The sequence below is a fragment of the Cytobacillus sp. FSL H8-0458 genome (assembly GCF_038002165.1).
Lineage (GTDB): Bacteria > Bacillota > Bacilli > Bacillales > Cytobacillaceae > Cytobacillus.
Window position 1 is genome coordinate 4123106 of record NZ_JBBOBR010000001.1, and the last position, 13930, is coordinate 4137035.

General features: G+C 44.7%; 10 protein-coding genes and 2 tRNA genes. 2 read left to right on the forward strand and 10 right to left on the reverse strand.

The genetic code is table 11. The annotated features are described in order from the left end of the window. Positions 1-76: 76 nt before the first annotated feature. A complete protein-coding gene (spoIIE, locus tag NYE23_RS20805; protein WP_341080420.1) occupies positions 77-2557 on the reverse strand; it encodes a stage II sporulation protein E in 2481 nt (826 codons plus the stop codon). Positions 2558-2913: 356 nt separating this feature from the next. Here spoIIE and NYE23_RS20810 point away from each other — a divergent pair. Further along, positions 2914-2987, forward strand: a tRNA-Met gene (locus NYE23_RS20810). 159 nt (positions 2988-3146) lie between these two features. After that, positions 3147-3218: transfer RNA gene (locus NYE23_RS20815), tRNA-Glu, on the forward strand. A gap of 114 nt (positions 3219-3332) precedes the next feature. Here the strand turns inward: NYE23_RS20815 and NYE23_RS20820 are convergent. The 9 genes from NYE23_RS20820 to mfd form a co-directional block, all read right to left on the reverse strand. Then, entirely contained in the window at positions 3333-3788 is a 456-nt protein-coding gene (locus NYE23_RS20820) for a S1 domain-containing RNA-binding protein (protein ID WP_341080422.1), read from the reverse strand. A gap of 235 nt (positions 3789-4023) precedes the next feature. Continuing rightward, positions 4024-4434, reverse strand: a complete 411-nt coding sequence (locus NYE23_RS20825; RefSeq protein ID WP_341080424.1) for an FtsB family cell division protein — start codon at positions 4432-4434, stop codon at positions 4024-4026. Positions 4435-4449: 15 nt separating this feature from the next. Then, positions 4450-5082, reverse strand: coding sequence for a spore cortex biosynthesis protein YabQ (yabQ, locus tag NYE23_RS20830; RefSeq protein WP_341080426.1), 633 nt, complete (start codon positions 5080-5082; stop codon positions 4450-4452). Continuing rightward, the gene (gene yabP, locus NYE23_RS20835; protein WP_206845858.1) at positions 5079-5381 is read right to left on the reverse strand and encodes a sporulation protein YabP; all 303 of its coding nucleotides are present in this window, start codon (positions 5379-5381) and stop codon (positions 5079-5081) included. Before yabP ends, yabQ begins: the two co-directional genes overlap by 4 nt. 263 nt (positions 5382-5644) lie before the next feature. After that, positions 5645-5911 carry an RNA-binding S4 domain-containing protein gene (locus NYE23_RS20840; RefSeq protein ID WP_076262393.1) on the reverse strand — a complete coding sequence of 89 codons (267 nt, stop codon included), beginning with the start codon at positions 5909-5911 and terminating at the stop codon, positions 5645-5647. 17 nt (positions 5912-5928) lie between these two features. Then, the gene (gene mazG / locus NYE23_RS20845; RefSeq protein WP_341080428.1) at positions 5929-7383 is read right to left on the reverse strand and encodes a nucleoside triphosphate pyrophosphohydrolase; all 1455 of its coding nucleotides are present in this window, start codon (positions 7381-7383) and stop codon (positions 5929-5931) included. A gap of 8 nt (positions 7384-7391) precedes the next feature. Further along, on the reverse strand, positions 7392-8999 hold the full coding sequence (locus tag NYE23_RS20850) for a putative polysaccharide biosynthesis protein (protein ID WP_341080825.1): 1608 nt from the start codon (positions 8997-8999) through the stop codon (positions 7392-7394). A gap of 162 nt (positions 9000-9161) precedes the next feature. Then, positions 9162-9698: a stage V sporulation protein T gene (gene spoVT / locus NYE23_RS20855; protein WP_009336655.1), complete on the reverse strand. Its 537-nt coding sequence runs from the start codon at positions 9696-9698 to the stop codon at positions 9162-9164. A 410-nt stretch (positions 9699-10108) separates the two neighbouring features. Then, entirely contained in the window at positions 10109-13648 is a 3540-nt protein-coding gene (gene mfd, locus NYE23_RS20860) for a transcription-repair coupling factor (RefSeq protein WP_341080429.1), read from the reverse strand. Between the last annotated feature and the right edge of the window lie 282 nt (positions 13649-13930).

A 13930-nucleotide genomic window follows, 5' to 3' on the forward strand; every position in this document is an offset into this window, starting at 1 on the left:
CACATATGAGTTGTTAGCATTTTCGACTGATTGGAGAGGAAATATACATATAAACGCGTCACTATGAGCAAATTAATCAGTTGGCTTTTTGGCGGATGGCATGCACAGGGATGCTTGTCCATTTCGGTGTATTATGCTTAACCTTTGAGACTACCACTGTCATATCATCCTCTATATTTCCGGACCTTGACCTGATCACCTCTTCCATAATCAGATCGGCCACTTCCTGCGGATCGTCCGTCTTCAACTCGGATATTTTGCGCTTCATCCACAAATCAAAGTTCTCCACATGCTTCGGCCCTTCAAACACGCCATCACTCATCATGATCAATAAATCACCGGCTTTAAGCTGTTCACTTACCACATCCACATCAAATTCCTGAATGATGCCCATCGGGAGGTTGCTGGCCTGAATTTTCATTACCTTAGGACCTCTTTTTACAAAGCTTGGAGTTGATCCAATTTTCAAAAATTTTGCGTCAGCATTCTGCAGATCAATCATGGCCAGATCCAAAGTGGAGAAAATTTCGTCTGTGGTCCGTAAAGAAAGAACGGAATTGACGGATTTGATGGCAACCTGCTCTTCAATGCCCGATTGAAGAATTTTCTGCAGAAGCTGAAGTGTTTCCTGGCTTTCCGCATGGGCCCTTTCCCCATTGCCCATTCCATCACTGATGGCAATCGCATACTTTCCGCAGCCCAGCTCGATGGTGGAATAGCTGTCCCCGGACACTAAGCCCCCGTCCTTCGCAGCATGTGCAACGCCTGTTTCAACCACGAAAGCCTTGGCTGACCGGAATGTGACATGGCAGTATCCATTCGGAAACGCGGCACATTCCTCAGAATTTACTAATATCGTTTCTCCCAAAATATCAGATAGCATCGGTGCAATGAGCTTTTCACATTCCCCATGTCCCTGGCAGTATGGGATGGTCATATCAATGTCGACATTCCCCTGCTCCAGGCTGTAGATTTCCACCTGCTCGATATGAATGCCAAACTCCTGAAGTGCTTCAAGGATCTGTTCTTCCTGTTTATGATGATTCTCCCGCTCTCTCTGAATTTCTTTGGCAAAGTCACCCATCACCTCCGAAACACCCCTCAGCTGGTCGGCTACCAGTCTTCTGCTTTCCTGAACCTGCTTCTTCAGCTTTTGGTTCGCTTTATAATAAGTCAGCTCCTGCTGAACGGCTTCTGTCACTTTTTTCGATCTTGTACAGTACTTTTCCCAATCCCTCGCAAGCTTAGGAGATAGGGCACCTTCGTTGTTGTCCACATCATGCATAATTTCCATCATGTAGTCATAGGTTGTATTAAAGTTCTTTGACCAGCAATGATCCTTCTTAAAGCAAGTCTGGCAGGTTTTCTCCGTTACATTACTTAAGAAGTAATCCACTTCCCTGTCGCCGTCCTCTTCCCATTGAGACGGCTCATCATGAGAGGAAAAGCTTTTGGAAAGAGCCTGAAAGACGCTCGAAAATTGGGCAACGCGCTGTGCCGTTACATCACGCATTTTTCTCATATATTGCTGCTGTTCTGCGGCATATTCAGGTGTTCCCGGGATGTGCTTGGCCAATTTCAATGTTAAAGCCTGCGGGGTTAATAAAAATAAGAAAATGGCTGCACCTGTTTCTGACAGAGTTTTCATGAGGTTTCCGCTGCCCTCTCCATACATGCCCATCAGGAGTGTCGCAACCAAAAGTCCGAATGCCACACCAAATTTCCTGCCTTCTTTCAAAAGGCCTCCTAAAAGGCCCGCAAAAGCAAGCAGACTCATATGATAAAAGCTCGATATATTCGCAAGGGAGAAGATCAGGCCGGTTACAACCCCTACTGTAGAACCGACTGTTGCCCCTGCCACAAAGGCGAAGAGCAGGACAAGGTAGCGTGACATAATATGCTCGACCGAAAGATCATAGACCGTCCAGCCGATGGTTCCCGTCATGACAGAGGCCAGCATAATGATCAGGCAGACGATTTCTTCAGTTTTCAGTGATTGTCTGCGTTTATTTATCGAAAGCAGCGGCAGTCCCTGCAGAAAAATAAGTGTTAGTATGAAGCCAAGGCTCGACTCGACACCGGCCATCATGCCATCATATAAAGTCAGCTGGCCCTTCAAAATAAAAGCCTCCAGGAGCTTGCCTGCCAAAAGCGTGAAAAATACATAAAAAGGCAGTGCCCTGATTTCATTAGACAGCCATTTCTTTGAGACCCGGAATGCAAATAAAAAGATGAAGGTGATTCCAAAAGCGGATACCGCATTGGATATGGATAATGTGGCGGCACCTGCCATTAGTCCCACCAGGGCCAGGGGCGCCTTATCCCTTCTTATGAAATAAACCGCTGCAAAAAACGGAAGACTAAATGGGGTAAGCTTCGCCAATATCAAGGCTCTTCCAAGCAAAAAGCCAATGATCAGCAGAACATAGCCTTTTTTCAGAAAGAAATTCTCCAGCCCTGATTGGAGCTTTTTTAAGCCTTTGGCAAAATCCAGTTTCGGTTTGTTGAAGGGCACTTCCCCGATCGGCTCCATTACATTCCTTTCTACCTTTTCCATTAAACTACACTCCCCATATTTTTATCGTTGCTGACAATTATAAAATCAAGCGCTCCAGAAGTTTGTCAAAATAGCGGACAAGCGCCGGCTTTTCGTTCGACGGTTTTCCACTATATATGGGGATAGATAACAAGATTTAAAATGGAGCTTCCTGAGGTTCGCCTTTGTTCTGACAAAAAAAGTAAACAAACCATTGAAATGACAGCATTCTGCGAAAAGCGAAGCATGGAAGAAATTGACGAAGAGGCAAGAGAGATTTACGACATATTTCTTTCAATATATTATTGACTTCCTATTTGAAAATTTGTATTATAAATCTTGTGCTTCAGAGCACACCTATTAATCTATTGAAATTTGGCGGTGTAGCTCAGCTGGCTAGAGCGTACGGTTCATACCCGTGAGGTCGGGGGTTCGATCCCCTCCGCCGCTATCAAAGAAATGCGGAAGCGCGTTGGTCAGGGGCGACCAGCATAAGACAAGATGGCAGAAAGGTTGCACTTTACCTTTTTGACAGATTGGCTTATGACCTCGGGCCCCTGCGCGCTGAAGCTGGACTATATGAAATGCGGAAGCACGTTATTATTATCCTGGCCCGTTGGTCAAGCGGTTAAGACACCGCCCTTTCACGGCGGTAACACGGGTTCGAATCCCGTACGGGTCATTTCAAAAGATCGTCAGCCTTAGGCTGGCGTTTTTTTGATTGTTAACAGCACAAAAAAACAAGCCCTATCCGGACTTGTTTATCATTCTGCTATATAGATCGATCAGCAGCAAGTTAGCCTCGCTTAGCTCCTCTTCCTCCGCGTTTGGATTCAGTATGGCGTTTTAGCGATGACAGACGATCCTCGCTGTCCTTCAGGAAACGGGCCATTTTGGCTTCAAAGTTTTCTTTAGGGCGATGGTCGTTTGATCGGTTATGGCGAGGGCGGCCAGAATTGGAATTCGTTCTGAATTCTTTTCTGTCTCCTCTTTCAGGTCTTTCCGAACGCTCAGGCCGGTCTTTTGCCTTTTTGATGGATAATCCAATCTTGCCGTCCTTTTCGACATTAATGACTTTTACTTCAACCATGTCACCCACTTTTAGGTGCTCATTAATATCTTTTACATACTTGTCAGCGACTTCACTTATGTGCACCAGACCGGTTGAGCCTTCCGGCAGCTCCACAAATGCTCCGAATTTTGTAATGCCTGTAACCTTTCCTGTTAACTTGCTGCCTGCTTCGATTGACATTAAAAAAACTGCCTCCTTGAAAGATATAAAGTGAAACTTCAATCAGTGGGGGTTTTCCTTATCCCCCACTGATTGTTAGTTGAACCAATCGGGCCTTTACGGGCAGTTTGATCCCCACTTATCCTCCTTTGATTCCTCAAAGTCTTGAAGTGGGGGTCTTACTGCCCGTTAGACTGCGATAAAGTGAAACTTTTATATATTATACAGAAACCAAAAAAAGAGTGTCAATATAGCGTCAGTCGGCCTTTTTTTCTTTCTTCTTTTCTTTTTCCGCATCTTCTTCAGGGAGGTTAAAGATGATTTCGTTATTGTCAGATAGGAAATAATCTTTGCGGGCAAGCTTCGCGATATACTCATCATCATTCAGCTTAACAATTTCTTCTTCGAGCATAACTTCTTTTTTCTTCAGGTCAGAAAGCTCCTGATCCAGCCTGGTTTTCTCTTCCACTTTTTCTTCCAGAGCAGCAGACTGCGAAACGAGTGTGGTGATCATAAAAAAAGAAACGACGGCTGCCAGTGTGAAAAATGCTGCTAATCTGCGAAATAAAAGCTTTTTCTTCCGGCCTGCACTGATCTCTGCTGCTTCCTGCTGTTTGACATAGCTGGTTTCCATTTTGGCTACATTTTTCTTCTTGGTGACACTCATTTCCGCACTCCCTCCTTACTCTTTAGGTTTTTTCCACTTAGCTGTCCATTTTAAAACATAATTCTTTATACGCTGTAAATATCCTGCCAATTTATTATATAACTTCTCGACTGTTTTTTTAATCTTTTTCGGCAAAAGTTTCCATAAAAGTGACAAAATCCATTTGACAGGCAGAAAAACTGCCTTCAGGGTGAACCAAAAGACTCGAAGTATGACTTTTAAAAGGGAATAAAGTCCTTTTCCAAGCATGACGGCAATCGCAATTAACGCCATAATCAGACCCTGAATGGGTTTATAGATGAGCAAAGTTAAGGTCTTCACGAAAAAGCGGTATATGGAGATCGCCATTCGGATGGATATCTCCAATACCCGCAGATACATTTTCTTAAATAAGCTTTGATAAGCGGCAAAACCGCACAGCAAAGCAATGAAAATATAAAACCTCAGTTCACCCTTATTCACCAGGAATAAAATATAGAAGATTGCCAGACCCTGTACGATCCAAAAAAGAATATCATTAATGAAAACAAGCCAGCTTTTCCGCTTAGTCCTTTGCAGGAAACGATTATACGTATCAAGGGCAGCCCCAAATACACTTCCCATGCCAATCATCGCCAGCATGGTCACAAATTGAGTGGTCAGTGTCATCGGAACAACTTGCTAAAGAAACCTTTAGCTTTATCTCCATTCTGATCGTCAATATAAACAAGGTCAAATACCTTCCCTTTGATGGAAACAATTCCCTTGTCCACATCCAGATTTTTCATCTGCAGATTCTGCCCTCTAATCGCAAGGAACCCCATCACCGTTTCCAGCAAAAACTCTTCATTATCAAAGCTTTCCACCTGTTTAACACCCGTAATATCAAGCAGCCTTCTGCCTCTCATAATGACATCATGTTCCTGAGTATTGGTTTTGTTTGAATTTGACTCATAATATTGACTCATTATTCATCCCCCGCAATCACATAGTACAACCTTTTTGTACATGTTTATGAATGGTGGGATTAAAATAGAACAAGCCATTAAGAAAAGCGCAAGCGCCTTGCCCACCCCCGACAAGCACAAGACGAGCCTCCCGGAAAGGCGTTCTTTGCCTTTTTGGGAGGATTGGCTTGTGACCTCGAGGGGGTAGGCGCTGGAGCTAGACAGTTATCGAAGTTCAATGATATAAATTCTGATAATATAAGAAAAGCGGGAGTTCATAAGACTTATGCTTCTGATTCCACTTTTTCTTCCTTTACAATCGAGTACATGCCGGCCGCTTCTTCCTTGCGGGTTGTTTCCTGCAGGCGTTCCACCTTGACCGTTACCAGCTTCTGGCCGAAGCGGACTTGAAGCTCATCTCCCACTTTAACAGTGGAGCTTGCTTTGGCCTGCTGTCCGTTTATCGTGATCCTTCCCTGATCAGAAACCTCTTTTGCCAATGTTCTTCTTTTGATAAGCCTGGATACTTTTAAAAATTTATCTAATCTCATGTAACGCCACTCCTCTATTAATAGCCTTTGGATTTTGCCTCATTCCAGAATTCATCAAGCTGTCCGAGCGTAAAGTCTTCAAATTTTCTGCCGCTCATCATTACCCGTTCTTCCACATACTTAAAACGGCGGATGAACTTTTCATTTGTTTTTCTCACAGCTTCTTCGGCATCCATTTTATAAAAGCGTGCAATATTCACAAGAGCGAACAGGATATCGCCAAATTCCTGCTCCATCTCCGGGCTGAAGTCCGCGGCTTCCTTCTCGAATTCGGCAATCTCTTCTTTTACCTTCTCCCAGGCAGGCTCAACTTCCTTCCAGTCAAAGCCTACTTTTGCTGCTTTCTTCTGAATTTCAGCCGCTCTCATTAAGTTCGGGAATGATTTTGGGACAGAATCCATCATGGATTCCTGTTTGTCACCCTTTTCTTCCTGCTTAATGCTCTGCCAATTTTTCAGGACATCTTCTTCATTTTCAGCCTGCACATCGCCAAAGACATGGGGATGACGGCGGACCATTTTTTCGGAAAGGCCTTCAATCACATCATCGATGGCAAAGTAGCCTTCATCCTCGCCGATTTGAGCATGAAGCATCACCTGCAGCAGGACATCGCCCAGTTCTTCCGTCATATGCTCGGTATCTTCATTATCAATCGCTTCAATCAGCTCATAGGCTTCTTCGATTAAATATTTCTTTAATGATTCATGGGTTTGCTTTTTATCCCATGGGCAGCCGTTTGGTCCGCGCAATTCAGCGATAATGCTGCGCAGTTTAGAAAAGTCTTTATAAAGGACAGCCTCATCTTTTACAGGGGGCACATAAACGGAAGTTAAGTTATTCAGCTCCATATTATGATCCAATTCATGCAGCTGCACCTTTTTGATCACTTCTTCGCTGCTTCCGGCAGCTGTTACAATATAAACCTCGTAATCGTAAGGCAGCTTTTCCATCAATGTCAGCTTGACGTCACTCGCAATAAACTGATCATACACCTGTCCAATGATGACGTGCTGTGCGACCTGAATCTCATCCCTCTTCAGATCGGTTCCATCCAGAAGCTGGAACCCTTCGATCGGGTCGATTTTCAAAGCCTGAAATAAAGGATCCAGGAAGCTTTGTCCTCCTCCAATGGTAATCTCGATGCCTCTCTGCGGAGCCCGCTCTATGAGAAGCTGAACCGTACGCTCCGCAACAAGCGGATGCCCTGGAACTCCATATGTAATCTCTTTGGCAAGAGCTTCATTTAGGAGAAATTCACAAATCTCCTCGTATACTTCTTCAAACTGCTCATGCTTTTCGTAGATATGATCAAAAGACTGATACGTCAGCCCTTCTTGTTCGAGATCACGCAGAACCGGATGCTCTCTAGTCCGCAGGTAAAGAGCATCTGTATTTTTAAGCTGTCGATATACGCCAAAAGGAAGCTGATCCAGATCTCCTGCTCCTAGTCCAAGAATGGTTATTTTTTTCATAAAGCAATTCATCTCCTAGTCTTTTTGGGAAGCAAGAACATGAGTTTGCTTCCAAGCGGCAGCAAAGCAAGCTCTTCCTCTTTAAAAGTATTGCCTTTAAACATGATATACAAATACGTAAAGCCTCCCAGCGCTACGCCGCTTAATGCCTGGAATCCGGCAAACGCCCTTCCCGGTTCCGGGATTGGCAGCAGTGCTGTGGCGTGCAGGTACAGCTGCAGAACAACTGACATCATTAGTGCTGCGAATCCAGCCGCAAATAGAAAGCGCAGTGAAATCAATGAAATTTTCAAGTATACCTGAAGCTTTGCTATAAGAAGCATGAGGACGGCCGAAAGGGCTATGCTTGATGCCACGGCTGCACCGATTGTGCCGTATGATGGCACCAAAATCGTATTCAGTGCGAGTTTTGCCGCAAATCCAAGCAGAATGGCTCCTGCCGGGAAAAAGATGAACCCCAGTCCCTGTAAAATGCCGGTAATGGTGATGATCAGGCTGCTCAGCAAAATCAGCAGACTGAGAATCGCCAGGACATCCGATCCTGATGAGTTTTCAAACAGCATAATATTTGCAGGCTTTATGATATTCCAGAGCCCAACGGTTGCCGCAGCTCCAACCAGAATGCCGATTTGAAGGGCAAGTCTGATTTTACTATGAAGGAATGCGGGCTGATTTCTCATTTTTTCTTTGGAAATAAGCGGCACCAGCGATAGGGACATCGATGTTGCCACGACAATGCCCAGCTGGACGATCGGCTGTCCGCGGTCATACACGCCTTTTAGCGCCTTTGCCTCTTCCCCTCCAATTCCGGATGCTATGAGGAGTGAGTATAAATTAAACGAATCTGCCAGCTGAATGAAAATAAGCACCAGACTGCTGATGCAGATGGCAAATCCCTGTATGATAATCGTTTTGGCCAGCTTGCCGCCTTGTTTAAAATCAATTGAAACGGCGGACGGCAGACTATTTCTTTCTTTTATATAAAAAAAGGTAATTAAAATCAGGACGGCGATGATTCCGCCGGTAACGGCCCCGAACATGGCCCCGCCTCCCACCATGTAGAGGGAATTTCCTCCCTTAACCAGCAGATAAGCGGCAAGCAGGATCGTGACGACCCTGACAAGCTGTTCTCCTACCTGGGAAACAGCGGTTGGCACCATGTCTCCTTTCCCTTGAAAATATCCCCGGAAGAGAGACAGAATTGGAAAAATAAGAAACACGGCTGCCACCACTCTGAGCAGAATTGCCAGCTGCGGATCGCCCATCCTGACAGCCAGCCAGTCCGAACCCCAGTACAGGATGGAAAACCCGATAAAACCTATTATGAATATAATAAAGGCAGATACGGCAAATAAATTTTGAATATCCTGTTCTTTCTTTAAAGCAGCCTGTTCGGCATAAAGCTTAGAAATAATAACCGGAAACCCGTATGTAGATAACACAATGATGATTCCATAGAACGGATAAACCTGCTGATATATATAAAACCCCACATCCCCGACAATATTTTGAAAGGGGACCCGGTAAATTGCGCTTAAAATTTTTGTAATCAGGGCAGCGACCGTCAGGATAAACGCACCTCTAAACAAATCGCCGGATGTCTGAACGGGCCTCAGGTTGCCCATCTCCTTCCAATTGAATTCGAAAGTATTATAGCATATCGGGGCTTTGTGCGGGATTTTTCGGTTGTGGCACATCCCGTTGCGCACGCTTTTTTTGGTTTACGCGCCAAAGAAAAAAGGCAGCATTCCGCTACCCCTTTCATTAAGTATTCATTTTTATGATTCCATTTGTCTGGCCAGGAAGCCTGCTGCTGTTTCAACTGCTTTTTGTTCCACGTCGCCAAGTGAATCTTCTTTTGCAAAAATGATAACTGCACCAATTGGGTCGCCGTTTGCAATGATTGGGCCAATTGTATAAGCGGAGGAAGACTCAGTGTTCCCGTCCACAAGCGAAATATCGCCTGACTGGTTAACCAGAACTGAACTGCGTTCTTCCATTGTTTTTTCAACAAGATCGCTTATATTCTTGTTTAAATAGTCCTTTTTAGAACCGCCTGCAACAGCAATGTAAGTATCTCTGTCACAGATTAACACTGGATTTCCCAGGCTGTCATATAATGCTTCTGCATATTCTTTTGCAAAATCGCTCAGTTCACTGATTGGTGAATATTTCTTTAAGATGACTTCTCCATCACGATCTACGAAAATCTCCAGCGGGTCCCCCTCACGAATACGCAATGTTCTGCGGATTTCTTTAGGAATGACTACACGACCCAAATCATCGATACGACGAACTATACCTGTTGCTTTCATCCAACGTTGCCTCACTTTCATCTGATGATTTAATAGAAAAGCGGAAGCGCCTTGTTCAGCCCCGACAAGCATAAGACGAATCACGCAGGAAATCCTGATTTCTGGAGTGATTTGGCTTATGACTCGAGGGGCTAGGCGCTGGAGCTAGACATTCTCTTCAGCGCCAGCACTTACTCTTTCCTCTTCTGGCTATGATCCATAATTGGGAGAAAATGAATGCATCGCCATGTTTGAACTTAGTATCTTTCATATGGAAAGTTATATACGTGCACAAAAACTTTTTCTCGTAGATGTTATTCATTCCATTTCCGGATAAACATTCCAAATGGTCCTTCACTTAAAAATACCCTTGTCAGAACGAGATAAACATTTCTAATATTTCATTTTTTTGACAGGACTGTGTCCATGAATTACACAGTTGGATGTTCTTGTTCCTTTTTAGCTTCCTGCATTCCTTTAATCACTTCGTAGGCAATGTTGAGCCATTCATTTGTTTTGACGCCTTTAATATGGAGGACTGCTTTCAGCTTCTTTCCATCCATGCCCAGGCCGATCATACGGCCGTATTTGCTGGTAATCTGGAAAATCTTCTGTCCGTCAATATGTTCGCTGGCCTTTTCAGATAAAAGAATCAGCACTTCCTGTTTGGATTGCTTAACTGTCTCGACTCCTGCCAATTCACCATAAGCCTTCATTTCGGCAATCTGGAATAAGTAGCCTACCTCATCCGGATATTCGCCAAAACGGTCGATCATTTCATCCTGAAGCTCTTCTACATCTTCAAGAGATGATATGCCGCGGAATCGCTTATACATTTCAATTTTCTGATGGCCATCAGATAAGTAGAAATCAGGAATATAGGCATCAACATCCAGATCGATTTCAATTTTAGCCGGCTTTTCCTCGATGCCATCCAGCTTATCTTTCCGTTCTTCAATCGCTTCTTTAAGCATTTGCGAATACAGATCAAAACCGACGGAGTCGATAAATCCATGCTGTTCGGCTCCAAGCAGATTGCCGGCGCCCCTGATGGATAAATCCCGCATGGCAATTTTGAAGCCTGAGCCGAGCTCCGTAAATTCCTTTATGGCCTGAAGCCGCTTTTCAGCTACTTCTGTTAATACTTTATCTTTTCGATAAGTAAAATACGCGTAGGCAACCCTGTTGGAGCGGCCAACCCGGCCCCTAAGCTGATAAAGCTGGGACAGACCCATTTTGTCTGCATCATGGACAATCAGCGTGTTGACATTTGGAATATCTACGCCTGTTTCAATAATCGTTGTGCTGACGAGAACATCGGACTCGCCTTCAAGGAAGCTTAACATAACAGATTCTAACTCATTTTCCGTCATTTTCCCATGGGCATATGTTACCCTTGCATCTGGAACCAGCATGGATATTTCCTCGGCTTTTCGTTCTATATCCTCCACCCGGTTATATAGAAAATAGACCTGTCCATCCCTTGCCAGTTCCCTTTCAATGGCTTCACGAACCAGTGCACCATTGTATTCCATCACATAAGTCTGAACCGGGAATCGGTTTTCTGGCGGTGTTTCAATAACTGAAAGATCCCTGACGCCAAGCATTGACATATGAAGGGTTCTCGGGATTGGCGTGGCTGTCAGAGTAAGGACATCCACATTGGTCTTAAGCTGCTTGATCTTTTCTTTATGTGTCACACCAAAGCGCTGCTCTTCATCAATAATGAGCAGGCCTAAATCTCTATACTGGATATCCTTTGATAAAATCCGGTGTGTGCCGACAACTACGTCAATAGTCCCTGCCTTTAAGCCCTTTAGCGTTTCGGTCTGCTGCTTTTTTGTTCTAAATCGGCTTAATAGCCCGATTTCGATCGGGTAATCCTGGAATCGTTCTCTCATTGTTTCATAGTGCTGCTGAGCCAGGATGGTCGTCGGTACGAGGATGGCAACCTGCTTTCCATCTGCAATTGCCTTAAAGGCAGCACGAATGGCCACTTCTGTTTTCCCATAGCCCACATCTCCGCATAATAAGCGGTCCATCGGGCGCTCCCTCTCCATATCCTTCTTAATTTCATGGATGGAGCGGATCTGGTCCTCTGTTTCCTGATAAGGGAAGGCCGCTTCAAACTCTCTTTGCATATCGCCATCCGGATTGAAGGCAAAGCCTTTTGATGCCTCGCGCTCTGCATAAAGCTTGATCAGATCATCCGCAATATCCTGAACAGATGATTGAACCTTCTTCTTAACCCGCTTCCAGTCGTTTCCGCCCAGCTTGTAAATTTTAGGCTCTTTTGCTTCGGAGCCGACATATTTCTGGACAAGATCAATCTGCTCCACCGGCACATACAGCTTGTCGCTTCCCTGGTAGCGGATATGGAGATAATCTTTATGGACTCCATTAATCTCAAGGGTTTCAATCCCCAGGTACTTTCCGATCCCGTGATTGACGTGAACGACATAGTCCCCAACCTTCAGTTCGGAATAGCTTTTGATTCTTTCCGCATTTGAAAGCTTTTGCCTGCGGGCCTTCTTTTTCGTGCGTTTGTTAAAAAGCTCTTCTTCCGTAATAACGGCCAGCTTTTGCCCTGGAAGCTCAAATCCGGTCTGCAGACTGCCCTCTGTAATTTGGATTTTCCCTGTTAAAACCGGGTCATTCTCACTCACAAATGCCGCTTCAATCTCGTAGTCTTCAAGCACTCTTTGCAGTTTTTTGATCCGCTCTTCATCAGGACCCAGGAATACGACCGAATATCTGCCCTTTTTCCATCTGTCCAGCTCGCTTTTCAGCACATGCATCTGTCCATGGAAATTCTGCATCTGTTTGCAGGTGACATTAATGATGTTTTGCGGGTTGGTATTCGGTACATGTCTTAGGAACAGCGACATATACGTAATCGGATGCCTGGAGCGGTGCAAAAACTCTTTTAACGTGTGTGATACCTTCACATCATGAATAATCTGGCCTTCACCTAAAAGGCTTGTATACCACTCAGCCTCTTCCTTATCAAGGGAGTCGTTCATTTCCTGAACACGGCTGATTTCATCAATGAAAATTAAGCCATTGGCAGGGAGATAGTCTACTAAACTACTTCCTTCCTCAAAGGCATACGAAAGGTATTTGAAAAGCTGTTCAGGCTTGTTCCCCATTCGCAGCTGTTCTAATTCGTAGCCAACATTCTGGGCCAGCTGCGTTTTCGCTTTATCGTCCTTCAATTTTTTCAGGCTTGATCCCAAACCTTTTTCCAGTTTTTCAATTATGGTCTGGAAGTGCTCTGAATCAAGAGGGATTTCGGTTGCAGGTCCAATCGAAATCTCGGTTAACTTTTCTTTTGATCTCTGGTCCTCCAAAGAAAATGTCCGGATCGAATCCACTTCCGTATCAAACAGCTCAATCCTTACCGGATCCGCTTCAGTCAATGGATAGATATCAATGATTCCGCCCCTGACACTGAATTCTCCAGGCGAAGAAACCATCTCCGAACGGACATAGCCCATCTGAACAAATCTTTTTAATTGATCATCAGTCAAATCATCGCCTATCTTTAAAGACAGCTGGTATTTTGTCCAGTGGTTTGGAGGCGGAAGAATTTTTCTTAGCCCGGCCATCGGCACAATCATGATTCCTGTCTTATTTGTACTCCAATAATTTAAGGCCTCAATCCGCTGGGCCTTTAACTCGGGGCTTGCAATCCCCATTTCAGCTGCGATCAATTCATTGGCAGGATACAAAAACACTTCCGAATCTCCTGCCAGATTGACGATATCATCATATAGCTTCTGTGCCTGCAGAAGGTTGTGCGTGACAACAAGCATCGGCCTTCCCGATTGCTCATATATAGAAGACAAAAACAAGGTGCGTGCCGATCCTGATAAACCGGCAAGCATCTGCTCCCTCAGTCCTTCCTCAATGCCAGACAAGATGGAACTTACATCATCCTGCCGGCTAATAATCTCTTTAAGACCTAACATGAAAGCCCCTCCTATAAGAAAAGCGCAAGCGCCTTGTTTTACCCCTTTATCCTTGAGGGGTTGGCGCTGGAGCTAGACAGTTCTCAACGTTAAAATTATACTTTCTTATCTTTTTAGAAAAGCGCAAGCGCCTTGCTTACCCCTTTATCCTCGAGGGGGCAGGCACTGGAGCCAGGCAAAGTTTCATTTATTTTATAAAAAGCTCTCTGGCAGTTCAACCGCCAAAAGGCAGATGTCATTCCAGGCCCCTTTGAGCCCGAAAACTGACAGTCTGCAAAATCC

Coding starts and splice junctions, on each gene's coding strand:
- spoIIE (WP_341080420.1), bottom strand. CDS start 2,557: ATGGAAAAGGTAGAAAGGAATGTAATGGAGCCGATCGGGGAAGTGCCC.
- NYE23_RS20820 (WP_341080422.1), bottom strand. CDS start 3,788: ATGTCAATCGAAGCAGGCAGCAAGTTAACAGGAAAGGTTACAGGCATT.
- NYE23_RS20825 (WP_341080424.1), bottom strand. CDS start 4,434: ATGAGTGTCACCAAGAAGAAAAATGTAGCCAAAATGGAAACCAGCTAT.
- yabQ (WP_341080426.1), bottom strand. CDS start 5,082: ATGACACTGACCACTCAATTTGTGACCATGCTGGCGATGATTGGCATG.
- yabP (WP_206845858.1), bottom strand. CDS start 5,381: ATGAGTCAATATTATGAGTCAAATTCAAACAAAACCAATACTCAGGAA.
- NYE23_RS20840 (WP_076262393.1), bottom strand. CDS start 5,911: ATGAGATTAGATAAATTTTTAAAAGTATCCAGGCTTATCAAAAGAAGA.
- mazG (WP_341080428.1), bottom strand. CDS start 7,383: ATGAAAAAAATAACCATTCTTGGACTAGGAGCAGGAGATCTGGATCAG.
- spoVT (WP_009336655.1), bottom strand. CDS start 9,698: ATGAAAGCAACAGGTATAGTTCGTCGTATCGATGATTTGGGTCGTGTA.
- mfd (WP_341080429.1), bottom strand. CDS start 13,648: ATGTTAGGTCTTAAAGAGATTATTAGCCGGCAGGATGATGTAAGTTCC.